The organism is Chromobacterium alticapitis (assembly GCF_002924365.1).
GTDB classification, from domain to species: Bacteria; Pseudomonadota; Gammaproteobacteria; order Burkholderiales; family Chromobacteriaceae; genus Chromobacterium; species Chromobacterium alticapitis.
The window spans coordinates 2,227-24,755 of record NZ_PQWB01000088.1 but is presented as its reverse complement, the minus strand read 5'-3'; the positions used below and the strand labels follow the sequence as shown (position 1 = coordinate 24,755).

18 protein-coding genes are annotated in these 22,529 nt (G+C 64.8%); 9 read left to right on the top strand and 9 right to left on the bottom strand.

All coding sequences use genetic code 11. The features are described from left to right. From C2I19_RS22545 to phnG, 4 genes are all read right to left on the bottom strand, one after another. On the bottom strand, positions 1 to 278 hold a 278-nt coding region (locus C2I19_RS22545), incomplete at its 3' end, for an alpha-D-ribose 1-methylphosphonate 5-phosphate C-P-lyase PhnJ (protein WP_233201233.1). Continuing rightward, complete coding sequence (locus C2I19_RS16445) at positions 271 to 1,356, bottom strand: carbon-phosphorus lyase complex subunit (protein WP_103903742.1); 1,086 nt, start codon at positions 1,354 to 1,356, stop codon at positions 271 to 273. The genes C2I19_RS16445 and C2I19_RS22545, both read right to left, overlap by 8 nt. 4 nt (positions 1,357 to 1,360) lie before the next feature. Beyond that, a complete protein-coding gene (gene phnH / locus C2I19_RS16440; protein WP_158253742.1) occupies positions 1,361 to 1,933 on the bottom strand; it encodes a phosphonate C-P lyase system protein PhnH in 573 nt (190 codons plus the stop codon). Positions 1,934 to 1,935: 2 nt separating this feature from the next. Then, positions 1,936 to 2,373, bottom strand: coding sequence for a phosphonate C-P lyase system protein PhnG (gene phnG, locus C2I19_RS16435; RefSeq protein WP_233201232.1), 438 nt, complete (start codon positions 2,371 to 2,373; stop codon positions 1,936 to 1,938). 146 nt (positions 2,374 to 2,519) lie between these two features. Here phnG and phnF point away from each other — a divergent pair, with 146 nt between their 5' ends. Genes phnF through phnN form a run of 3 tightly spaced genes read left to right on the top strand, consistent with a single transcriptional unit; the run spans position 2,520 to position 4,478 of the window. Next, entirely contained in the window at positions 2,520 to 3,242 is a 723-nt protein-coding gene (phnF, locus tag C2I19_RS16430; RefSeq protein WP_103903740.1) for a phosphonate metabolism transcriptional regulator PhnF, read from the top strand. Beyond that, on the top strand, positions 3,239 to 3,937 hold the full coding sequence (locus tag C2I19_RS16425) for a DUF1045 domain-containing protein (protein ID WP_103903739.1): 699 nt from the start codon (positions 3,239 to 3,241) through the stop codon (positions 3,935 to 3,937). Before phnF ends, C2I19_RS16425 begins: the two co-directional genes overlap by 4 nt. Beyond that, a complete protein-coding gene (gene phnN, locus C2I19_RS16420) occupies positions 3,927 to 4,478 on the top strand; it encodes a phosphonate metabolism protein/1,5-bisphosphokinase (PRPP-forming) PhnN (protein WP_103903738.1) in 552 nt (183 codons plus the stop codon). Before C2I19_RS16425 ends, phnN begins: the two co-directional genes overlap by 11 nt. On the opposite strand, the gene C2I19_RS16415 is transcribed toward phnN, so the two are convergent. The 4 genes from C2I19_RS16415 to C2I19_RS16400 form a co-directional block, all read right to left on the bottom strand. Beyond that, positions 4,479 to 6,113, bottom strand: a complete 1,635-nt coding sequence (locus C2I19_RS16415) for a methyl-accepting chemotaxis protein (RefSeq protein WP_158253741.1) — start codon at positions 6,111 to 6,113, stop codon at positions 4,479 to 4,481. A gap of 67 nt (positions 6,114 to 6,180) precedes the next feature. Further along, the gene (locus tag C2I19_RS16410; RefSeq protein ID WP_103903736.1) at positions 6,181 to 7,788 is read right to left on the bottom strand and encodes a diguanylate cyclase domain-containing protein; all 1,608 of its coding nucleotides are present in this window, start codon (positions 7,786 to 7,788) and stop codon (positions 6,181 to 6,183) included. Between the two features lie 39 nt (positions 7,789 to 7,827). Further along, positions 7,828 to 10,971, bottom strand: a complete 3,144-nt coding sequence (locus tag C2I19_RS16405; RefSeq protein ID WP_103903735.1) for an ATP-binding protein — start codon at positions 10,969 to 10,971, stop codon at positions 7,828 to 7,830. Between the two features lie 3 nt (positions 10,972 to 10,974). After that, positions 10,975 to 11,826, bottom strand: coding sequence for a phosphate/phosphite/phosphonate ABC transporter substrate-binding protein (locus C2I19_RS16400; protein ID WP_103903734.1), 852 nt, complete (start codon positions 11,824 to 11,826; stop codon positions 10,975 to 10,977). Positions 11,827 to 12,107: 281 nt separating this feature from the next. On the opposite strand from C2I19_RS16400, the gene C2I19_RS16395 reads away from it, so the two are divergent. The 4 genes from C2I19_RS16395 (at position 12,108) to C2I19_RS16380 (ending at position 19,458) form a co-directional block, all read left to right on the top strand. Continuing rightward, the gene (locus C2I19_RS16395) at positions 12,108 to 13,130 is read left to right on the top strand and encodes a putative 2-aminoethylphosphonate ABC transporter substrate-binding protein (RefSeq protein ID WP_103903733.1); all 1,023 of its coding nucleotides are present in this window, start codon (positions 12,108 to 12,110) and stop codon (positions 13,128 to 13,130) included. 78 nt (positions 13,131 to 13,208) lie between these two features. Continuing rightward, positions 13,209 to 14,309, top strand: coding sequence for a putative 2-aminoethylphosphonate ABC transporter ATP-binding protein (locus C2I19_RS16390; RefSeq protein WP_103903732.1), 1,101 nt, complete (start codon positions 13,209 to 13,211; stop codon positions 14,307 to 14,309). Continuing rightward, on the top strand, positions 14,303 to 16,009 hold the full coding sequence (locus tag C2I19_RS16385) for a putative 2-aminoethylphosphonate ABC transporter permease subunit (RefSeq protein ID WP_103903731.1): 1,707 nt from the start codon (positions 14,303 to 14,305) through the stop codon (positions 16,007 to 16,009). Before C2I19_RS16390 ends, C2I19_RS16385 begins: the two co-directional genes overlap by 7 nt. A gap of 275 nt (positions 16,010 to 16,284) precedes the next feature. Further along, a complete protein-coding gene (locus tag C2I19_RS16380) occupies positions 16,285 to 19,458 on the top strand; it encodes a transglycosylase domain-containing protein (protein WP_233201231.1) in 3,174 nt (1,057 codons plus the stop codon). A gap of 574 nt (positions 19,459 to 20,032) precedes the next feature. Here the strand turns inward: C2I19_RS16380 and C2I19_RS16375 are convergent. Next, positions 20,033 to 20,425, bottom strand: a complete 393-nt coding sequence (locus C2I19_RS16375) for a hypothetical protein (protein WP_103903729.1) — start codon at positions 20,423 to 20,425, stop codon at positions 20,033 to 20,035. Positions 20,426 to 21,388: 963 nt separating this feature from the next. On the opposite strand from C2I19_RS16375, the gene fliQ reads away from it, so the two are divergent. Beyond that, the gene (fliQ, locus tag C2I19_RS16365) at positions 21,389 to 21,673 is read left to right on the top strand and encodes a flagellar biosynthesis protein FliQ (RefSeq protein ID WP_199181230.1); all 285 of its coding nucleotides are present in this window, start codon (positions 21,389 to 21,391) and stop codon (positions 21,671 to 21,673) included. A 10-nt stretch (positions 21,674 to 21,683) separates the two neighbouring features. After that, positions 21,684 to 22,448 carry a flagellar biosynthetic protein FliR gene (locus C2I19_RS16360; RefSeq protein ID WP_103903726.1) on the top strand — a complete coding sequence of 255 codons (765 nt, stop codon included), beginning with the start codon at positions 21,684 to 21,686 and terminating at the stop codon, positions 22,446 to 22,448. Positions 22,449 to 22,529: the final 81 nt, after the last annotated feature.

The window sequence follows — 22,529 nt, the reverse complement described above, 5'->3', positions numbered from 1 at the left end:
GTGGCCACGCCGGCCACGCGGCCGAAGAAGCGGCGGATGTTGACGGCGTTGGTGGTGTCGTCGGCGCCCTGGTCGATGACCTTGAGCACGTCGTCGCGGCCGATCACGCTGGCCATCACTTGGATGCCGCCGGTGCCCCAGCCGTAAGGCAGCGGCATTTCGCGGCTGCCGAACGGCACCTGGTAGCCGGGGATCGCCACGGCTTTGAGCAGGCCGCGGCGCAGCATGCGCTTGGTGTTTTCATCGAGGAAGCCGAAGTTGTAGCGGTCGTCAGTCATGGCGGGGCTCCTGATCGGCGGCGGCGCGCAACTGGCGGATCAGCGCCAGCTCGGCCTGGAAGTCCACGTAATGCGGCAGCTTGAGGTGCTGGACGAAGCCGGAGGCTTCGACATTGTCGCTGTGATACAGCACGAATTCCGCTTGCTGCGCCGGCGCGTGGGCGGCTTCGCCCAACTCCTCGGCGCGCAGGCTACGGTCCACCAGCGCCATCGCCATCGCTTTGCGCTCGGCCTCGCCGAAGCTCAGGCCGTAGCCGCGGGTGAATTGCGGCGGCGCGGTCTTGCTGCCGGCGAACTGGTTGATCATCTGGCATTCGGTCAGCGTGATTTCCCCGATGTCGATCTCGAAGCCCAGCTCCTCCGGGCAGACCATCACGCTGACTTCGCCCATGCGGATTTCCCCTGCGAACGGGTGGCTTTCGGCGTAGCCGCGCTGGGTGGAGTAGGCGAGGCCCAGCAGCCAGCCTTCGTCGCCGCGCGCCAGGTTCTGCAGCCGCGCCGGCCGGCCGGCCGGGAACATCAGCGGCTCGCGGGTCAGGTCCACCGGCTCCGGGTCGCCCTCGGGCGGCAGGTCGGCTTCGATCAAGCCTTCACGGTCCAGCAACTGAAGCACGCCGGGCAACGCGTCCGGCAGCGGCGCGGCGGCCTGTTCCGGTTCGACTTTGGGCGCGGCTTGAGTCAGGCCGAAGTCCAGCAGGCGCTGGGTGTAATCGGCGGTGGGGCCGAGAATTTGGCCGCCCGGCACATCCTTGAAGGTGCCGGACACGCGGCGGCGCACCCGCATCGCGGCGGTGTCCAGCGGCAAGCTCTGGCCGAAGCGCGGCAGCGTGGTGCGAAAGGCGCGCAGCAGGAACACGGCCTCCATGCTGTCGCCGCTGGCTTGTTTCAGCGCCAGCGCGGCCAGCTCTTCGTCGTACAGCGAGCCTTCCTGCATCACACGGGCCACGGCCAGACGCAACTGCTGGCGGATTTGATCGATGGTCAGCTCCGGGACGGCCTCGTCGCCGCGGCGCGCGGCGGCCAGCAAGTCCCAGGAGCGGGCGATGGCGGTTTCCCCGCCTTTCACGGCTACGTACATCGTGTCAGCCCTCGCGGATGCGGGCGCTGCGTGGCAGGCCGGCGATGTGGGTGTCGGCAATCAGCATGGCGTCCACGCCCAGCGGAAAGCGGGCGTGATTGCGCTGCCATTCGCGCCAGAAGTCTTTGGGCAGGCCGGCGGCGCCGAAGCGGCGCGGCGCGGCGAAACCGGGGCCGCTGCCTTCCACCTGGTCCGCGCCGAAACCATCCACTTCGATCAACAACGTGGCCGAGCGGTCCGGGTATTCGGCGCTGCCGGCTTTCAAACTCATCAAATCCGGCAGCGGCATGCCGGTGGTGATGACGATAAAGTCGGCTTCTTCCGGCAGCTCGGCCACGCGCATGCCGGTGTAGAAGCGCAGGCTGGCGATGGTGTCGTCCGGCAGCGCCGGCAGCCAGACGCGCGCATCCTGGTCGGCCAAGGTGTAGAGCAGGGCGGCGGCGGAAGCTTTGAGGCCGGGCAGGGCCGGCGGCAATACCGGCAGCGCGCGCGGCAACAGCGGCTCGGCCATCGCGCTCAATACGGCGCGGAAGGTTTGCTGGGCATCATCCACCGGATGGGCAAAAGCGCTATGCATGGTCATTCCCCCCGCACCATGGTGAAGAATTCGACTTTGCTGGCGGCGGCTTCGCGAGAACGGTCGGCGCGGCGCTTGGCCAGTTCGTTCTCCAGCGGCGCTATCCAGGTTTCCATCAGTTGGCCATGGCGGGCCGGGTCTTGCAGCAGCGCGTCGGCCTGGGCGATCAGCTCGGCATGGCAGCCATCGCCGCCGCGCACCCAGCCGTGGCCGACGTGATCGCCTATCTGGCAGCTGGCGCGGCTGACGCTGATTTCGCCCAGATTGAAACGGGCGCCGCTGCCGCCGCTACGGCCTTGCAGCATCATCAGGCCGGTTTCGGCGCGGCGCAGCCAGCGCGGGGCGGCGGGCAGAGCCGGCGGCAGCAGGGCCAGCAACCGTTCGATGGGGCTGTTGGCCAGGGCTGAGAGCCAGCGCTGTCGGGTGGAGGTGTCCATCATGTGCCTCATGGTTCAAGAAAGATTCATATAAACGTATAGACGTATGCATGATAATGGCGGGCATCGAAGGACAAACAGCACGCGGCGATGAAGTTTTTGTGACGTTTTCAAGGCGTGCGCAGACGAAAGCCGAACGGAGGAAGGTGATGATAGAGAGAGGTTCCGGCGTCGCCGTGTGGCGGCAGATAGAGGAGGCATTGGCGGCCGACATCGCCGGCGGCGCCTTGCAGGCGGGCCAGCAGCTGCCCACCGAGCTGCAGCTGGCGGACCGTTTCGGCGTCAACCGCCACACCATACGCCGCGCGGCGGCCACGCTGGTGGAGCGCGGCCTGCTGCGGGTGGAGCAGGGGCGCGGCACTTTCGTGCAGGACAACGCGATCGACTACGCGATCAGCAAGCGCACGCGCTTCTCGCAGAACATGGCGCGGCAGAATCTCAGCTCGGACATCGATATCCTGAACAGCGACACGGTGCCGGCCAACGCCGAGCTGGCGGAGCTGCTGCAGGTGGCCGCGGGCGACACGCTGTACCGCATCAAGACCCTGAGCAAGGTAGAGGGACGGGTGGTGGATTACGCGACCATGTTCTTTCCCGCTTCCCGGTTCCCAGGCTTGCCGGAAGCCTATCTGCGGCACCGCTCGGTGACGCGGGCGCTGGCCGAGTGTGGGGTGGCGGACTACACCCGCCGTTTCACCCGGGTTACCGCCCGTTTGCCGGACACGGAAACAGTCGATTATCTGGGCATTCCCAAGAACCGGCCGGTGCTGCATGTGAAATCGCTGAACGTCGATGCGGCCGGCGCGCCGGTGCAGTACGGCGTCACCTGCTTCAACGGCGACCTGGTGCAATTGGTGATGGAGCAGGAATGACGCGCTACGCGGTTTACTATGCGCCCAGGCCGGACAGCGAATTGTGGCGCGCCGGCTGCGAATGGCTGGGTTGGGATGCCGCCAGCGGCGAAGCGGCGGGGCCGCCGCGGCTGGACGGCATGGACGCGGAAACGCAGGCCGGGCTCACCCGCGAAGCCGCGCGCTACGGCTGGCACGCCACCTTGAAAGCGCCGTTTGCCTTGCGGCGGGATGTCGATCAAGACAGCTTATTGAGGCGGGTGACAGCGTTGGCGCAAGCTTTCCAGCCCTTTGCCTTGCCGTTGCAAGTGGACTGGCTGGGTGACTTCTTGGCATTGCGGCCGCAGCATGTTTCGCCGGAGCTGGATGAATTGGCCGCCGCCTGCGTGGCGGGCTTCGAGCCGCTGGCGGACCGCGCCGCGCCGCTGAAACCCAGGGCCGGGCTGGATGCGCGGCAGCAGACGCTGTATCGGCGCTGGGGTTACCCTTATGTGTTCGAACAGTTCCGCTTTCATATGACGCTCTCTGATAGTTTGGCGCGCGGTTCGCAAGCGGCCGACGCGCTGGAAAAAGCCGCTCGCCGCCGCTTCGCAGGCTTGCTGGATGGGCTGGAAGTGGCTGGCATCGCCTTGTTTGTTGAGCGCGAACAGGGCGGCCCATTCCGCTATCTGGCCTACTGCGGTTTTGACGGCGAGGTGAAGCGCTATGGCGGATAAGCCCGGCACGCTTTGGTATGTGATAGGCCCGTCCGGCGCGGGCAAGGACAGCCTGCTGGCCTATGCGCGCGACAGGCTGTCGGCGGACGCCGGCGTCATGTTCGCCCACCGCTATATTACGCGGCCGGCCGGCGCCGGCGGCGAAAACCATGTGGCGTTGAGCGCGGAAGAGTTCGACGCGCGCGCGGCGAGCGGCTGTTTCGCCTTGAGCTGGCGGCGGCACGGCCTGGCCTATGGCCTGGGCGTTGAGGTGGACTTGTGGCTGGGCCAGGGGTTGGACGTGGTGGTCAATGGCTCGCGCTCCAGCCTGGCGCTGGCTGCGCAGCATTTTCCCACGCTGCGCGCGCTGTGGATCACCGCCAGTCCCGAGACGCTGGCCGCGCGGCTGGCCGGCCGCGGCCGAGAGAGCGCGGACGAGATAGCCCGCCGCCTGAGCGAGGCCGGCGGCTACGCGCCGCCTCTAGGCAGCGAGGTGCTGTGGAACGACGGCGAGCTGGCTGAGGCCGGGGAGAGGCTGCTGGCGCTGCTGATGCGCCGTTGATCAGCCGTCCACCGCGAAGCGCCGCATTTGCTCCTGCAGCGCGGCGCTCACTTCCTGCAGCCGGCCGCTGCTGTGCCGGGCATCCTGGCTGGCCTTGAGGCTTTCGTCTGCGGAGCGGGCGATGGCCGACACGCTGCCTGCGATGGCCTGGCTCTCCAGCACTTGTTCCGCGATGTCCGCAGTCAGCCGGTCCAGTTCGCCTACGGTGGCGGTGGCGCCGCGCTTCAATTCGGTCAGCGGTTCCACTATCTCGCCGATCAGGGCGACGCCGCGCGCCATTTCGCGCTGGCCCTGTTCGATGCGGCTCATCGCGTCCGATGTCTGCGAGTCCATCGCGCTGATCACATGATTGATTTCGCGGGTGGCCTGGGCGGTGCGGGCGGCCAGGTTGCGCACCTCGTCGGCAACCACGGCGAAGCCGCGGCCCATTTCGCCGGCGCGGGCCGCTTCTATCGCCGCGTTCAGCGCCAGCATATTGGTTTGCTCGGCGATGTCGGTGACGGCTTCTATCATGTCGTGCATGGAGTTGGCGCGCTGGCGCAGCGCGTCCACCGATTCCGCGCTGCCGCGGATCTGGCCGGCGATCAGGCCGATCTCGCGCGAGGCGGTCTCGATCAGGCTTTGGCCGCGGTCGGCCAGCAGCGCCGCGTTCCGGGCTTGCTGCTGCGCCTGGCCGGCGGTGGCGGCGGCGCGGTCCAGCTTGGCGGAGAAGGCGCCCACCACGCCGTTGATCTGGTGGATTTCCGCCTGCTGCCGCTCCACGCCGCCGGCCACTTCCGCCGCGCTGCCGCGGGTGGAGGCCGCGGTGTCGGCCACCACGTCGGCGCTGGCGCGCAATTCGCGCACCAGGGCGGCCAGCCCGGCCTGCATCGTCTCCATGCGGCGCAGCATCTGCGCCGTCTCGTCCTTGCCGGCGGCGTGGACCCGGCTGCGCAGGTCGCCGCGCGCCATCGCGCCCAGCACCGCCACGCTGTGCTCCAGCGGCCGGGTGATGCTGCGGGTGACGCTCCAGGCCAGCAACAGGCCGGCCAGCACGGCGGCGGCGCAGCAGGCCAGCAGCAGACCGCGAGTCGCGGCCATCAGGGCCAGTACGTCGGCCATTTCCGCGTTCATATGGCTCTGCTGGGCGGCGGCCAGCTCGGCGGTGGCGGCCAACAGCGCCTGCAGCGCGGGCTGGGTTTGGCCGCCGTACTGCTTGGCCAGCGCGGCCGGGTCATTGGCTTCCACCAAGTCCACGGTGTCGCCGAAGGCTTTGGCGTAGGCGGTTCGCAGCTCGCTCAGCTTTTGCAGCGCGCCGGTCTGCTCCGGGCGCCAGGGCAGCGCTTTGAGCCGCTGCAGAACGTCGTTGGCCTTGCGGTTGGCGTCGTCCATGGCGGCATAAAGCGGCACGCGCTGCGTCCGGTCCGGCGTGGCGACGATCTGCAGCAGCAACAGGGCCGCGTTTTGGGAGTCGCGGTCCAGGTCGGCCGCCGCCTGCTGCTTGCTGGCGTCTTCGCTGACGATGATGCGCGCGGCCTGTTCTATGCGGGCGAGGCCATTCCATACGCCGGCGGAAATGGCCAGCAAAAAGGCCAGCAGCACCAGGAAGGACATGGACAGCCGCGGGCCGACTTTGATTGTCTGCAATAGCCTCATGAAGCTCTCTCGCATCGAAAAACGGTTGGTCGGGATGATCCCCTCATTATGACGCGGCGCGCCGATTTCACAGCCTGATTGTTTCGCTGCCGCTGCGGCCGGTTTTCTTGACGCGGTACATCGCCTGGTCTGCGGCCTGCAACAGCCGGTCGGGATGATGGCAGCCGTCGCTGATGGCTATGCCTATCGAGATGCCGAGCTGGCAGTCGGCGCGGTCCGCCGCGAAGGGGTGGGAGAAAGCGTCCAGGCATTTCGCGGCCACGGTGCGGGCGACTTCGTCCGCATGTTCGTCCAGATCGCTCAGCAGCAGGACGAACTCGTCGCCGCCGATGCGGGCCAACGTGTCGGTCTGCCGCACGATGAGGGACAGCCGCTGCGCCACCAGCCATAGCACCTTGTCGCCGGTCTTGTGGCCATGGCTGTCGTTGATGGTTTTGAAGCCGTCCAAATCCATGAAAAGCAGGGCGATCAGGCCGTTCTTGCGTTGCGCCTGGGCCAGCGCCACATGTAGACGGTCGGTCAGCAAGGCGCGATTGGGCAGTCCGGTCAGCGGGTCATGGTGGGCCTGGCGCGCCAGCTCAAGCTGGTGCCGGTTCAATTTGTGCAGCAGGCGATTGAAGGCGGCGATCAGGTGGCCGACCTCGTCGTCGCGGCTGATGGGCAAGGGCTCCAGCGGCAGGTCGCCGCGGGTCATGCGATCGGCGTGGCGCGCGGCCTGGAACAGCGGCCGCAGCACGATATACATGCCGCCGCAGGCGAGCAGGGAGAAGACCGCCAGCGCGACGACGGTGTTGCGCAGCGAGAAGTTTTTCACGCGCTCCACGGTGGCGAAGGCGTCGCTGGCAGGAATGCGCGCCACCACGAACCAGCCGGCGCTGCTGACCGAGGCGACGCCGCTGACCTCTTCCACGCCCTTGGCGTTGACGGTGATGCCGGCGCCGCGCCAGCCCGCCATGGCCTGGTCGTGCAAGGGGTTGAGGCCGCGGCGCGGCAGCGGCTTCAATATCATGTCCGGCTGGGAGGACGAGACGAAAATGCGGTCTCTGGGCGAAATCAACAGGAAACTATCTTGATTGTCGCCTATCCGGGTGTGTTGCAGCAGGTCGAGAAAGCCCGGCGCGCCTAGCGCGGTGATGCCGACTAGGACGCCTTGCACGCGGCCCGAGGCGTCGCGAATCGGGGCGCCCATGGGCAATACCGGTTGATGCGAGGTGCGGCCTATGACGGGGCGGCCGATATAGGGCTTGCCGGCCATCGCTGCGCGGAAGTAGTCGCGGTCGGAATAGACATTGTTGAGTCGCAAGGCGTGTGGCGGGTAGTCGGCGATGGCGCGGCCGTTGGGTGCCAGCACAAAAATGCCGATGGAGAACAGGGGTTGGTAGTCGTAGTGGTCGCGCAGCCATTGCCGCAGCCGGGGCGGATCGCTCAGCAACGGCAGCGGCAGGTCTTGCGCCAGCCGGATCAGCAAGGTTTCGCGCTGCGATACCTTCTGGTCTATGTCATGGGCGACATAGCTGGCCAGCGCCAGTTGCTGCGCCTCCACCACCTTGCTCAGGTCTTCGCGCAGGAAATTGCTCAGCGCGTAGTAGCGGGTCACCGCTCCGACCGTGACGATGGCCAGGGCAAGGATCAGCAGCCGGGTGGCTATGCTGTCGCGCAGGCGGCGCAGCTTCATGGCGCCTCGCGATCGGGAAATGGCGGGTTCATGGCAGTTTCACTCAAAATTCATCTCGCTGGGCGCGTCGCGCCGGGCCAGCCAGCGCTCCACCTCCTGGCAGGCCTGCTCCAGCTGCAACATGAGCCGGGGCGCGGCGTCTATATCTCCGGCCTCGGCCGCTTGCTCCATGCGCTGCGCAGCGGTGACGATGCCGCGCGCGCCTATCTGGGAGGCCGACATGGCGATGTCGCGGGCCGCCGCTGCGATTTTTGCTGGACTTTCGCGGACGATGGCGTCTCGGATGCGGGCCATGCCGCGCCGTGTCTGCCTCAGGCATTCGCCGACCAGCCGGTTTTCCGCCTTGCGATTGCCTTCCCCAAGCTGGCGCAGGGCGAACAGATCCAGCGGGCCTTTTTCGTCGGAGGCGTCCGGCGCCGCCGCGCGTTGCGCGCTGGCGGCGGCTTCGCCGTACAGCCATTTTTCCAGCATGTCGGCCAGCGTATCCAGCGCCAGCGGCTTGACCAGGTAGCCGTCCATGCCGGCGTCGCGAGTCTTTTGCAATTCTTCCGGGGTGGCCCCGGCGGTACAGGCGATGATGACGGCGCGGGGGCGGGCAGGATGCTCGGCCTCGAAGCTGCGGATCAGCCGCGCCAACTCATAGCCGCTGACATTAGGCATCAGGCAGTCGGTCAGCACCAGGTGGTAATGGTCACGCCGCCATTTGTCGAAAGCCTGCTCGCCGTCTTCCGCAGTATCGGGCTGGTAGCCGAGTTTTTGCAGCTGCTTGGCGGCCAGCTTCAGATTGGTGGGATTGTCTTCCGCCAGCAGAATGCGCTTGCCTGGCTGTGGTTCCCGCGGCTGGCGCGATTCGGCCGGCGCGGCTGCGCTCACCACATCCACGGTCAGCCGCAGCGAGGCCACGGTGCCGCTGCCTGGCTCGCTGCTCAGGCTGACTTCTCCGCCCATCAGCTGGGCCAGGCGGCGGCACAGCGCCAGGCCCAGCCCCGTCCCGCCGTAGCGGCGCGCGCTGTCGGACTCGCCCTGGCTGAAGGGCTGAAACAGCGATTCCAGCTTGTCCGGCGCGATGCCTATGCCGGTATCGACGACTTCGAAGGACAGCGCCTGCCAGCCCGGCGCCTCGTCCGTCACCGCCACGCGCAGCGCGATGCTGCCGGCCGCGGTGAACTTGACCGCGTTGCTGAGGAAGTTCTGCAGGATCTGCCGCAGGCGCAGCGGGTCCAGCAGCAGCATGGGGGCGAGCAGGGGGTCGATGTCCAGATCGAAACGTAAATCTTTTTGCTCCGCCGACTGGGCGTACAGGCTGAGCACGCGTTGCAGCAGCTGCCAGATCGAGGTGGGCGTCTTGACCAGCTCCAGCCTGTTGGCCTCGATCTGGGAGAAGTCCAGGATGTCGTCTATCAGGCGCAGCAGCGTGCTCGCGGAGTCCCGCGCCGTGCCCAGCGTGTCCTGCTGCTCGGTGTCCAACGGGCTCATCTGCAGCAGTTCCAGCATGCCCAGCACGCCGTTCATCGGGGTGCGTATCTCGTGGCTGATAGTGGCGAGGAAGGCGCTCTTGGCCTGGTTGGCGGCGTCGGCCTGCTGCTTGGCGCGCAGCAGTTCGCGCTCCGCGGCCAGGCGGGAGGAGATGTCGCGCAGCGTCAGGTTGAAGCAGGCGTCGGCCTGCTCCGGCATGCGGGTCAGGGCCAGTTCTATCGGAAACGGTTCGCCGTCTGCGCGCAGGGCGGTCAACTGCAGCAGACTGCCCAGTTCGACGTCGGCGCCGCTCAGCATGGTTTGCAGCTTGCCGCGCCCCTCCGGCGCGACCAATTCCAGCAGCGAGGCGCCGACCAGGCTGCCGCGCGGCAGTCGGAAAAGACGCTCCGCCACGCCGTTGGCGCTGGCGATCACGCCATTGGCGTCCAAGGCGGCGATGCCGTCCACCGATGACTCTATGACGGCGGACAGCAGCATTTGCTGCCGCGACAGCTGCAACTGCGTTTGCTCCAGCATGCGCTGGTCCTGGCTCGCCAGTATCAGCTGAGCCAGCGTGTTCATCAGCGGCCGCGGGATGTCGTCGCCGCGCTCCGGCTCGATAGCTTGCGGCAGGAACAGCGTGAATACGCCTATCACGCGGGCGGCCAGCATGATGGGAATGCTCAGAAAGTGGCTATCGTCGCGGAAGGCGCCGGCCGCGCTCTGTTGCAGGTCCAGCAGCTGTTCGCTTTGATGATAGAGGCAGGTCTGCAGCAGCCGGTCCTGCTCCATTTGCGGCGGCGGGTTCAAGGCGGGGGTAAGCGGGCGGAACTGCGGTTTGCCGGCCGGATGGCGGACTTCGCACAGGAAGCCGTGCTCGGCGTTGAACCACAGCAGCAGGATGTCGCGGGCATAGCAGAACATGGTGTCTGGATGCGCCTTGCCGATGAACAGGCTTTGCAAGTAGTTGATGGCGTCCAGCACCTTTTCCTGCTGCCGCAGTTCCGCGCCGGCATGCTCCGCTTGGCGCAACGCCTCTTCTAGCTGCCCATGATTGCGCGCGAGCTGTTGCGACATGTGGTTGAACATGCGCGCGGTGCGGGCTAGTTCGTCATTGCCGCGCACGGGAATCTGGCAGCCGAGCTCGCCGGCCGACATCCTGCCGGCGGCGCCTTGCAAGGCGTTCAGCTGGCGAGTCAGGTACAGGCCGAGCAGCAGCGAGAACAGGGCCGACAGGGCCAGCTCGGCCAGCGCGAGCAGCAGGCCGCTTTTTCTCGCCCTCTGCATCAGTTGCTGGTGCGCGGCGACCGAGGTGCCCAGTTCGACTCGGCCGTAGCTGGAGCCGCCGACCATAATGTCTCGGGTGATCGTCAGCGGCTGATCTGGCGGAATCTGCTCCAGGTCCGTGCTGCTTCGCGCTTGGGTCGCCAGGGCCATCGGATCGCCGGCCTCCGCCAGGATGCGGCCGCGGCCGTCGTAGACGCGGGCGAAAATGATGCTGGGCGATTTGACCATCTGCTCCACCGCGCTTTGCAAGGTGGCCAGATCGGTGCTGAGCACCGCATTTTGATTGGCTTCGGCGAACTGCTCGGCGATGATCTGCCGCCGCTTCAGCATCTCTCGCTCGCTGGTGTCGCGCAGCATGGACAGGCCGAAGTGCAGCAGGATGCCGAGCATGATCATTTCGATCAGCGCGATGCCCAGTATGGTCTTGAGCCGGAAGGACATCGGCTATTGCTCCCCAGGCGCGCGGTAATGGATGCCCAGGCGGCGGATGTCGTCCCAGTCGCTGTCCTGGGCTGCGGTCAGCGCTTGCAGCTGCACGCGTTGGAGCAGGGCCAATCCTTCTGGCTTGTCCGACAGGCTGCCCAGCGCCTGCTGCAGGCAGCGGCGCAGGGCGGGCGGCATGCCGGGGCGAGTGGCGAAAGCGTGCGGCGTGTGCGGCGGCGTCTGCCACAGGATGCGCAAATCCTGGCGGACGGCGTCGGGCTGCTGCTGCCAGGTGCGGTTGATGCCGCCGCCGGCCGGGAACAATTTCTGGCGAACGGCGAGATAGACGGAGTCGTGAGAGCCGACGTAGCGGATATCGACGCGTATGCCTTGCGCGGCCAGTTCGGCTTGCGGCAGCACGCTGGCGGCGAAGGCTTCCGGCGCGGGCAAGGCCAGCGTTTTGCCCTCGAGTTGGCGCACGTTCTGGATCGGACTGTCCTTGCGAACCACGATCAGGCCTATCAATTTGCGGTCCCTTTCTCTCGCCAGGGCCTGGTAGCCCGCGGATTCGTGGAATTCGACATAGTGCAGCGGGTTGAAATACACCAGATCGTAGCTGCCCTTGGCCACGCGGCGTTCGAAGGAGGGGATGTCCGGCGCGGTTTCAAACTGCATGTCCAGCGAGCATTGCTTGCCCAGGTATTGCAGCAGCGGCCCCCAGTCCCGCGCCAGGCTCACGGCGGATTGCTGCGGCACGATGCCGACATGGACGACCGGCAAGTCCGCCGCTACCGCACTTGAGCCGAGCGAGAACAGCAGCCCGGCCAGCAGAATGGCAGGGTAGTTTGGGTGTGGCGGACGGTGGGCTGGCATGGCGGCGGCTCTCTTTTGCTGGGCGATCTTCACGGTGCAGTCCAGAGTGTCAATATAGATAAAACTGCGTAGAACCCGCTTGGATTGATTTTCGCGCGCGCTGGCCGCATGCCGCTTATCCGGTCAGGCGGCTGCCGAGAAATTGGTCTAGTCGGGCAAGGCAAGCTTCACTTTGTATTCACCGGCCCGTCATCGCTGCGCGGCATAGTGGGCCGCAGGGATTTCCATGGGGCAAGCTATAGATGAATTTGTCTATACGTCTAAACAAAGGAGAGTTGTCGATGAAGAAGCAACTGGCTGTCGCAAGCTGCGTGGTCCTGGCCGGCCTGTTTTCGTCCTTGGTCCAGGCCAAGTCGGTGCTGACGGTGTACACCGCGCTGGAGGCGGATCAGGTCAAGGATTATCAGGAGGCGTTCGAAAAGGCGAATCCGGACATCGAAATCCGCTGGGTGCGCGATTCCACCGGCGTGATCACCGCCAAGCTGTTGTCGGAAAAGAACCATCCGCAGGCCGATGCGATATGGGGCCTGGCCGCCACCAGCCTGATGATTCTGGACCAGCAAGGCATGCTGCAGGCCTATTCGCCCAAAGGCGTGGAGAAGCTGAGCCCGCAATTCGTGGACAAAGCCAAGCCGCCCAAGTGGACCGGCATGGATGTATGGGCCGCCGCCATCTGCTTCAACACGGTGGAGGCCGCCAAGAAACATCTGCCCAAGCCGGAAAGCTGGGCGGACCTGGCCAAGCCGATCTACAAGGACCAGATCGTGATGCCGCATCCGGCTTCGTCCGGCACCGGCTACCTCGATGTTTCCGCCTGGCTGCAGATGATGGGCGACAAGCAGGGCTGGGCGTATATGGACAAGCTGCACGGCAATATCGCCCAGTACGTCCACTCCGGCTCCAAACCGTGCAAGATGGCCGCCGCCGGCGAGTATCCGATAGGCATTTCGTTTGAATACCGCGGCGCGCAGCTGAAAGAGAAGGGCGCGCCCATCGACCTGATCTATCCGAAGGAAGGTCTGGGCTGGGATCTGGAAGCCACCGCGATTATCAAGGGCACTAAGAACCTGGATGCGGCGAAGAAACTGGCGGATTTCTCGGTCAGCCTGGATGCGATGAAACGCTATGAGCAGAACTACGCCGTGCTGGCCATGCCGGGCGTGGCCAAGCAGAACCCCTTCATCCCGGTGGACTACGCGCAACGCCTCTCCAAGAACAACTTCGGCTGGGCGGCCAAGAACCGCGACGCCATCCTGAAGGAATGGTCGCGCCGCTATGAAAGCAAGGCCGCGCCCAAGGAGTAAGCGGCTGGTTTCGCGCCGTCCCGCCGCGCCGGGGACGGCTTTGTTTCATGTGTTTTAATCTGGCCACTGGAGTAGCCGATGAAACCGGTCGACAGCCTGTCCGGCTTTGCCGAGCATTTATCCGCCCAAGGACTGACCCGCCGCTTTGGCGGCTTCGCCGCGCTGGACGCGGCTTCCCTGTCCATCCGCAAGGGCGAGTTCGTTTGCCTGCTGGGACCATCCGGCTGCGGCAAGACCACCTTGCTGCGGCTGATCGCCGGGCTGGATCTGCCGGATGCCGGCTCCATCAATCTGGCGGGCCGCGACATCACGCGCGAGTCGCCCGCCAAGCGCGACTACGGCATCGTATTCCAGAGCTATGCGCTATTCCCCAATCTCAGCGTGGCCGACAACATCGCCTACGGCCTGAAGCCGCGCCGCGACAAGGCGGGCCACGCCCGCCGCGTGCGCGAGCTGCTGGACATCGTCGGCCTGCCCGGCGCCGAAGCCAAATACCCATCCCAGCTGTCCGGCGGCCAGCAGCAGCGGGTGGCGTTGGCGCGCGCGCTGGCCACCTCGCCCGGCTTGCTGCTGTTGGACGAGCCGCTGTCGGCGCTGGATGCGCGGGTGCGCGACAGGCTGCGCGAGGAGCTGAAGGGCCTGCAGCAGCGGCTGGGCGTCACCACGCTGATGGTGACGCATGACCAGGAGGAGGCGTTGGCCCTCGCCGACCGCGTGGTGGTGATGAACGCCGGCCGCATCGAGCAGATCGGCACGCCGGCCGAGATTTATCGCCAGCCGGCCAGCCGCTTTGTGGCCGAATTCGTCGGCGAGGCCAACTGGCTGCCGGCGGAGCGCCGCGGCGCGCGCGAAGCGGTGGTCGGGGGATGCCGGCTGAGCCTGGAGCGGGATTTGCCCGAGAGCGAAGCGCTGACGCTGTTTTTGCGGCCGGAAGACATCATCGTGAAGCCGCGCTGGGAGCCCGGGCCGAATACCGTGCTGGCGCATGTGCAGGACGCCAGCTTCGGCGGCGCGATGACCCGTCTTAGGCTGCTGCCGGAGGGCATGCCGGGCGTCACGCTGCGCGCCGAGGTCTGCCCGTCCATGCTGAACCGCCAGCCGCTGTTGCCTGGCGAAGTGGTGCCGGTGGAGCTGCCCGCCGCGCGGCTGCGCGCCTACCCGCGGGAGGCCGCATGTTGAGTCGGGCGCAAAAAATCTTCCCGCCGCTCGCGGGGGGCCGCCTGGAGGTCGAAAAATGGGCCGCCACCGTCCTGGTGTGGGGGCTGCTTATCCTGCTGCTTTTGGGTTTGGGGCTGCCTCTGTTGTTCATCTTGGGCAGGGCTGCGCTGGATCAGGATGGCGATTTCGCGGGCTTGGCCAACTTCGTCGATGTGTGGAATTCCCCCGGCCTGATGCGCGCGGCCGGCAACAGCCTGCGCCTGGGGCTGGCGGTATCGGCGCTGGTGACGCCGCTGGCCTTCGCCTTTGCCTGGGCGCTGTGCCGCAGCCGGGCCTGGGGGCGCGGCCTGTTTCGTCAGATCGCCTTGTCGCCGTTGCTGGCGCCGTCGCTGATGCCGGCGATTTCACTGGTTTATCTATTCGGCCATCAGGGCCTGCTGAAGGGCTGGCTGCATGGCGGCAGCGTATACGGCTTCTGGGGCATCGTGCTGGGCGAGGCCTTCTACGCCTTTCCTTACGCGGTGATGATTCTGTCCACGGCGCTGGCCTCGGCCGACGCGCGGCTGTTCGAGGCGGCGCGCGCCTTGGGCGCTGGCGCCTGGCGCCAGTTTCTGACCATCACGTTGCCGGGCGCGCGCTATGGCCTGGCGTCGTCGGCGCTCGTGGTGTTTACCCTGGTGGTCACGGATTTCGGCGTGCCCAAGGTGGTGGGGGGCGATTGCAATGTGCTGGCGGTGGAGGCGTACAAGCAGGTCGTCGGCCAACAGAACTTTCCGCGCGGCGCGGTGGTGGGCTTGCTGCTGCTGTTGCCGGCCGTGCTGTCCTTCTTCATCGAGCGAGCCATGGCCCGCCGGCAGCAGGCGGCGCTGAATGCCCGATCGGTATGGTACGCGCCGGCGCCGGACTGGCGGCGCGACGCGGCGGCAACGGGCATCTTGGCCTTGCTCTCCTTGCCGCTGCTGGCCATGCTGGGCATGGGCGTGGCCGCGTCCTTCATCCGATATTGGCCCTATGATTTGTCGTTCACGCTGGCGCATTACCGCTTTGACAATGTGGACGGCGGTGGCTGGGATTCGTATTTCAACAGCCTGCAACTGGCGGCGGCCACCGCGCTGGTCGGCGGCGCGCTGGTGTTCTTCGGGGCCTATGCTTGCGAAAAGCTGACGGCGGCGCCGCTGGGGCGCGGCCTGCTGCGCTTCCTGGCCATGCTGCCGATGGCGGTGCCGGGGCTGGTGCTGGGTCTGGGCTATGTGTTTTTCTTCAACCACCCGGACAACCCCTTGAACGCGCTGTACGGGAGCATGGCGCTGATGGTGGCGTGCACGGTGGCCCATTTCTACACCACGGCGCATCTGACCATAGCCGCTTCGCTGAACCAGCTGGACCGCGAGTTCGAGGCGGTGGCCGCATCCATGAAAGTGCCGTTCTGGGTCACGCTGCACCGGGTGACGCTGCCTATCAGCCTGCCGGCGCTGCTCGATGCGGCGCGCTTCCTGTTCGTGTCGGCCATGACTACCCTGTCCGCGCTGATTTTCATCATTAGTCCGGGCAAGGGGCTGGCGGCCGTGGCCATCGTCACGATGGACGATGCCGGCGACACTGCGGCGGCGGCGGCCATGTGCGCCTTGATCACGCTGACTTGCATCGCGGCTTCCTTGCTGATTCAGTGGCTGGGACGCGTTCTGGCGCGCGGCAGCCTGCGCTGGCGGGGAGGAAACTGAGCGAGCGGTCCGCGCCGCTGCTCGGTCCGAGGCCGCCGTTCGGCGGGAGTTTGCTTAACAAGCTTTTCCCGCCTTTACTAAATCCCATCCGCTATCCGATATTGAGATAAAGCCCCGGGAAGCGGGGCGGAACGGCGACGTTCGGTCTGGCCAGCAGTTTTCTCCAGTTCATGCGAGGGGGCGGCCCTTGGGGCCGGCGCGACATGATAGACACTCCGGAAGCCAAACTCGGATTGGGCAAAAGCAGGTCTTCTTCAACGACGACATGGTGGATATTGGCAGCTCTGTTTCTTGCGCTGCTAGGGCTGGCGGTGTCGTTATTCCTGAACGAGGCGCGCACCTCGCGGCTGCAGGCGTGGTTTTTCAGCCACGCGGTCAGCGGCGCGTCCTATCGGGTGGAGCCAGGAAAGAGCCGAGACCTGCGGTTCCCTGCCGGCGGCGGGCCATACGATGCGAGGCTGGGCTATGCCGGCATGCCCTCGTTTCTGGAGCGGCTGCAGGCGCGCGGCTTCGACATCTCGGCCCAGGCGCGGCAATCGCCCCGGCTGGTCCAGCTGAGCGAAGGCGGCGTCACGGCCCCATGGTTCAAGCTGGGCATTTTTCCGCCCTACCGCGAGAAGGACCAGGCCGGCCTGCTGTTGTACGACGGCTATGGCCGGCCCATCTACCGCTCGGCCTATCCGCAGCGGGTCTACCCCAGCTTCGACGCCCTGCCGCGGCTGCTGGTCACCGGCTTGCTGTACATCGAGAACCACACTCTGCTGGACGACGACAATCCGCAGCAGAATCCGGCAGTGGAGTGGTCCCGCTTCGGCAAGGCGCTGGCCGACGAGTCGCTGCACCTGTTCCGGCCCGGTTACCACTCGGCGGGCGCCAGCACGCTGGCCACCCAGATCGAAAAATACCGCCATTCGCCCGAGGGACGCACCGGCTCGCCCAAGGAAAAACTGCGGCAAATGCTGTCGGCCTCGGCCCGCGCCTATCTGCAGGGCGCGGACACCAGCGCCTCGCGGCGGCAATTGGTGCTGGCGTATCTGAATACGGTGCCGCTGGCGGCGCGCGCCGGCTTCGGGGAAATCTCCGGCATGGGCGACGGCATGTGGGCCTGGTATGGCAGGCCGTTCGACGAGGTCAACAGCACGCTGGCCAGCAATGCCCCGCACTCGGTCGCCGAGCAGGCCACGGTGTTCAAGGAGGCGTTGAGTCTGATGATTTCCCAGCGCAGTCCATCGTTCTTCCTCAATGGCGACATGAAAGTGCTGGAGGAGTTGACGGATTCCTATCTGCGGCTGATGGCGCGTGACAAGATGATCACGCCGGAATTGCGCGACGCGGCCTTGCGCGTGTCGTTGCGACAGCAGCGGGAGAGAGTCACTCTCGCCGCGCCTTCCCAGGTGGAGCGCAAAGGCGCCAATGCGGTGCGGGTCAAGTTGTCCGCCATGCTGGGCATGCCGCGCATGTATGACCTGGACCATCTGGATCTGACGGTGAACAGCACGCTGGATTCGCAACTGCAGCAAGCGGTGACGGATCAGTTGCTGAAGCTGCGCGATCCTGACTATGCCAAGTCGGTCGGCCTGGGCGACAAGTTTCTGCTGCAGCAAGGCGAGCCGGGCGGCGTCACCTACAGCTTCACCTTGATCGAGCGCACGCCCACCGGCAATCAGGTGAGAGTGCAGGCGGACAATTTCGACCAGCCTTTCGACATCAACGAAGGCACCAAACTGGACCTGGGTTCCACCGCCAAGCTGCGCACGCTGGTCAGCTATCTGGAAGTCATCGCGGACCTGCACCGGCAATACGCGGGCGCAAGCCGGGAAGAGTTGGGCAAAATCAAGCCGACCGAGCACGAGCCGACGCTGCGGCGCTGGGCGATAGATTATTTGCGGCAAAGCGACGACCGCGCGCTGTCTTCCATGCTGGCGGCCTCGCTGGAGCGCAAGTACAGCGCCAACCCCGGCGAAAGCTTCTTCACCGGCGGCGGTCGCCATACTTTTGAGAATTTCGAGAAGAGCGACAACAGCCGCATCATGACGCTGCGCGACGCCACCCAGCATTCGGTCAATTTGGTATATATCCGGCTGATGCGCGACATCGTGCACTACTACATGTACCCGCCTGGTTATGACCGCGATGTGATGAACGACAAAGAGGACCCGCGCCGGCGGGAATATCTGCAGCGTTTCGCCGACCGCGAGGGCAAAACCTTCATGGCTGGCTTCTATCACAAATATCACGGCAAGAGCGCGGCGCAGATAGATGATTTGTTGGTGGAAAAGGCGCGCCGCAGCGCCAAGCGGCTGGCGGTGATTTTCCGCAGCGTGCATCCGCAGGCCGACGAGGCGGCGATGGCGGCCTTCATCGCCAAGCATTTGGAGCCGCCGCTGAAGACGGACCAGAAAACCCTGGACAAGCTGTACGCCGAGATGGGCCCGGACCGCTTCAATCTGGCGGACCGCGGCTATCTGGCAAGCATCCATCCGCTGGAGCTTTGGATGGCGGCCTATCTGCAGGCGCATCCGGGAGCAGGCTGGAGCGAGATGGTCCAGGCCAGCGCGGCGCAGCGCCAGGAGGTCTACCAGTGGCTGTTCAACAGCAAGCACAAGGGCGGGCAGGATACCCGGATCAAGGAAATCCAGGAGATAGACGCCTTCCGGAAAATTCATGCCGATTGGAAGCGCCTGGGCTACCCCTTTGACTCGCTGGTGCCGTCCTATGCCTCAGCCTTGGGCGCCTCTGCGGACCGGCCGGCCGCCTTGGCCGAATTGATGAGCGTGATTTCCAATGATGGGGTGAGACTGCCGACAGTCTATATCGACAAGCTGCATTTCGCCGCCGACACGCCCTATGACACTACGCTGGCGCGTCCGCCGGCGAAGGGCGTGCGCGTATTGCCGCCGGAGATCGCGCAGTTGACGCGCCAAGTGCTGTCCGAGGTGGTGGACAAAGGCACGGCGCACCGCGTATCCGGCGCATTCGACCGCAAGGGCCAGCACGTGCTGATTGGCGGCAAGACCGGCACCGGCGACAACCGCTTCAAGACCTTCTCGCGAGGCGGCGGCCTGACTTCGGCGCGCGTGGTCAGCCGCTCCGGCGCCTTCGTGTTCTACATCGGCGATCATTATTTCGGGACCATAGTCGCCTATGTCGCCGGACCTAAAGCGGCGGACTACAAATTCACCAGCGCCTTGCCGGTGCAGGTGCTGAAAGTGTTGGCGCCCACCTTGCTGCCCAGGCTGGACTTGACTCCGCGCGAGCCCAGCCGCGGGGCGGACGCCGTGGCGGAGGGCATGCCGGATGTCGGCCTGCCGCCGGGAACGCCGCTGTGCCTGGTGCCCGGCATGGACGGAGTATGCCAAATGGCCAAGCCTGCCGTGGGTGGCGACGCGTCATGGCGGCGCCGACACGCCGAATCGGCGTCGCCGGGCGGCGCGGAGAATGGCGCATAAGGCGGGTTCATATGTGTGTTTCTGATCGCGGTACCTTTATTAATGCATCGCATTCAGATTTGACGCCATGCTGGCGCTATGGCTCGCCCTTTTTGGCGAGGAGGGCCTTTTCGATAGCAACGCGCCGCAGATATCGCAATGGATTGATGAGATGGCTTTATTGGCTGACTGCCGTGGGTTGCGGGCGTGGGAATAGCGTATTCCGCCATGAGGAATTGACATTGTTGTACGGAGGCGAGTTGGTATTCCCTTTTTTCATGAATATTTGAATTTAACTCATTATGAAAAATAATCTGGTTAAAATTGAAATTTTGAATATTATATGGTAGTATTATATTTTAATGGATTGTTTGCAGGGCTGGATCAATTCATCTACCCCCTTTGCGGCCGCTATAAGCGGCCTTTTTTATTTTGGGGGAGGTGTCCTCGGCCTTGAGTGCATGGCTGGGCTAGGGGTATGGCAGGCGAGAGCGATAATGCGCGAAAGCGCCGATTGGTCCGCAGCGAGGGAGGGCGCATGGTCTGGATCGATAGGTGATTTCCATGGCGAGCCGCCCCTTGCGGTGGGGGAGGCCTATTTGGGTTGCGGCCGGATCTGATGGCAAGTCGTTTCCAGCAGCGTGGGCAATACTTTGGGCGCGGCATCTGTCCCTACATTGAATTGCGCTTTGTCGCCCATTTGAACCGAGGCCATCGGCGACGCGCTGATGGGGATATCGTTGACCACGATTACCACGGGTTGGCCCTCGTAGTCGCGCGCGGCCTGTTTCAGCCGGGCGGCGGCATCGGGTTTGAGCGATGCTTCGAGGCGGACGGCGTCGCGCTGAATGCGCACGGCGCTGGACGAAAAATCGCAAGCGGAGTCAAGGCGCAGAATATGGCCGGCGATCAAGGGCTTGTCCGGCGTCGCGGCAAAGGCGGACCCGCCGATGATCAGCGCGATGATGGACGGCAGAATGAATTTCATCGAAATGCTCCTGAATGGTCTGGTTGCAATCGGCAGCATTCTACATGGGCAAGGGCAGGGAGGCGCTGGTGGAAATTGCGTTTGCCTGGCCAGGGCAATCGCGCGCTTGCGTTGCAAAGTCGATATGTAGAACAACTCAGCCGGCGTGTCATCATCTCCAGTCCGCATGTTTGCGCCTTCTCTTGGCCTGGAACGGCGAGCTGCGCGTCACGTTGAGCGCAAGCTTCAACCTCGGCGCGAGGTTGCATGGATCATGAATGATCCCTCCTGCAGCAGGCGTGAGCCTTCCTGAAAAAATTCATTCAGACACCAATGCAAGCCGCACTCGATCCGCTAGTGGCGGCGCACTGCCTGCGCCAGCTCCGGCGCGCTTGGCTGTCGCGATGATGCATGGCAATGCCGCTCCAGCAACGATTGTCCACGACCATCCAGTCGCAGCGCATCCGCGCGCGCAACGGTTTGGCAGTCCGGCTGGGATTGAGCGTCGACACAGTCTTTGCCGGGGAGGCTGCCGTTTGTTGCTGCGCGACGCGGCTATGGCTTTTGCGCTTGCGTCGCGGGCTCGGCGGGATGATCCAACAATGCGCACGTCGCCGCCTGGAGCAACTGCTTAGCGGGCTGTCGTTATTCAAGCGCCGAGCCTGACGATTTGCGGAGTTCTTCCGAGACGCCTGCCGACCTCCGTCACGTTGGCCGCCTGCGAATGCGGGAGCTGTTGCGCGCTGAATTTCCCAGTATCAATTACAAGCGGGTTTGCCGTTTGTGTCACAAGCAATGACTGTTCGTTCGGCGACGCGGCCGTCGGCGTAAAGGGGCGCGCAGTAAGGCGTTGTTGTGAAAAGAACGCATTTTTGTGTGTTGATTGCAAATGAATTGCTTTGTATTTTATGAATTTGTTAAAATTGTTAGAAAAATGTAAATGCAAATTTTATTTTGTTAATTAATTGCTGCCAAGCAACTTTATTGAAAAACCTGAGCATTATGAGCAGTGATCTGTCTTTGCAGCTGATGTCCCAGCTTATGTGGATGGCGTTGGTCATCGCTGGTCCCATTCTGTTGTTCAGTCTTGTCGTGGGTGTGCTGGTCAGTGTGATCCAGGTGGTCACGCAGATTCAGGATGCCTCGCTTGCCTTCGTGCCCAAGCTGCTGGCGGTATTCGCGGCTTTGCTGCTGTTTGGCCCGTGGATGTTGAAATCTTTGGTCAATTACGCGTCTGGCGTGATTGGCAGCATCCCATCGCTGTTTTGATCAACTCCCCATGCGAGTTTCATTGGAAATGGGTTGGCTGTACGCCACCTTCCTGTTGTCGGTGCGCTTGGCCCCTGTGCTGCTGCTGTCTCCTGTATTGGGTACGGCAAGTCTGCCGGGGCCGGTGAGGGGATTGCTAGGCGTTGCTTTGGCGGCGTTGCTGTCGCACGCCATGCGATTGGACGTGCCGCCTCCGGCCAACGGCTGGCTGCTTACCGGCCACGCGCTGACGGAGCTGTTCATCGGGGCGCTGCTGGGCTTCGGCGTGCAGGCGGCTTTCGGCGCGTTGGCATTCGCCGGCCGCTTGCTGGATACCCAGATCGGTTTTGGCTTGGCGGGGGTGATCAATCCCATGACCCGGCAATCGGGCTCGGTGCTCGGTTTGATGTTCGAATTGCTGGCCGTGGCCTATCTGTACGCGGTGAATGGCCACCACATGCTGGTTCAGGCCATCGCGCTGCTGCTGGAAAGCTTGCCTATCGGCCAAGCGGCCAGTTTGCAGCTTGCCGCCATGGCCGTGGCGCAGTTTGGCGTGCTGTTTCTGCTGGCGCTGTCTTTGGCCGCGCCTTTGCTGATCGCGCTGTTCGCCATTGATGTGGGCGTGGCGCTGATCTCGCGCTCCATGCCGCAGTTCAACGCCTTCGTGATGGCCATGCCGGTGAAAGTAGGCGTGGGCCTTGCGGTGTTGGCGGTGTTGCTGCCTCGGCTGGGCGTCTTCTTCGAGCACTGGCTGGCTACCATCTTTGATTATTTGGCCAAGTTTCAGGCGGCGTGAGCGATGGCGGAGCAAGAACAGGATAGGTCAGAAGAGGCGACGCCGCACAAGCGCGAGGAGGCTCGTAAGAAAGGCTCGGTG

Coding starts and splice junctions, on each gene's coding strand:
- C2I19_RS16445 (WP_103903742.1), bottom strand. CDS start 1,356: ATGTACGTAGCCGTGAAAGGCGGGGAAACCGCCATCGCCCGCTCCTGG.
- phnH (WP_158253742.1), bottom strand. CDS start 1,933: ATGCATAGCGCTTTTGCCCATCCGGTGGATGATGCCCAGCAAACCTTC.
- phnG (WP_233201232.1), bottom strand. CDS start 2,373: ATGATGGACACCTCCACCCGACAGCGCTGGCTCTCAGCCCTGGCCAAC.
- phnF (WP_103903740.1), top strand. CDS start 2,520: ATGATAGAGAGAGGTTCCGGCGTCGCCGTGTGGCGGCAGATAGAGGAG.
- C2I19_RS16425 (WP_103903739.1), top strand. CDS start 3,239: ATGACGCGCTACGCGGTTTACTATGCGCCCAGGCCGGACAGCGAATTG.
- phnN (WP_103903738.1), top strand. CDS start 3,927: ATGGCGGATAAGCCCGGCACGCTTTGGTATGTGATAGGCCCGTCCGGC.
- C2I19_RS16415 (WP_158253741.1), bottom strand. CDS start 6,113: ATGAGGCTATTGCAGACAATCAAAGTCGGCCCGCGGCTGTCCATGTCC.
- C2I19_RS16410 (WP_103903736.1), bottom strand. CDS start 7,788: ATGAAGCTGCGCCGCCTGCGCGACAGCATAGCCACCCGGCTGCTGATC.
- C2I19_RS16405 (WP_103903735.1), bottom strand. CDS start 10,971: ATGTCCTTCCGGCTCAAGACCATACTGGGCATCGCGCTGATCGAAATG.
- C2I19_RS16400 (WP_103903734.1), bottom strand. CDS start 11,826: ATGCCAGCCCACCGTCCGCCACACCCAAACTACCCTGCCATTCTGCTG.
- C2I19_RS16395 (WP_103903733.1), top strand. CDS start 12,108: ATGAAGAAGCAACTGGCTGTCGCAAGCTGCGTGGTCCTGGCCGGCCTG.
- C2I19_RS16390 (WP_103903732.1), top strand. CDS start 13,209: ATGAAACCGGTCGACAGCCTGTCCGGCTTTGCCGAGCATTTATCCGCC.
- C2I19_RS16385 (WP_103903731.1), top strand. CDS start 14,303: ATGTTGAGTCGGGCGCAAAAAATCTTCCCGCCGCTCGCGGGGGGCCGC.
- C2I19_RS16375 (WP_103903729.1), bottom strand. CDS start 20,425: ATGAAATTCATTCTGCCGTCCATCATCGCGCTGATCATCGGCGGGTCC.
- C2I19_RS16360 (WP_103903726.1), top strand. CDS start 21,684: ATGCGAGTTTCATTGGAAATGGGTTGGCTGTACGCCACCTTCCTGTTG.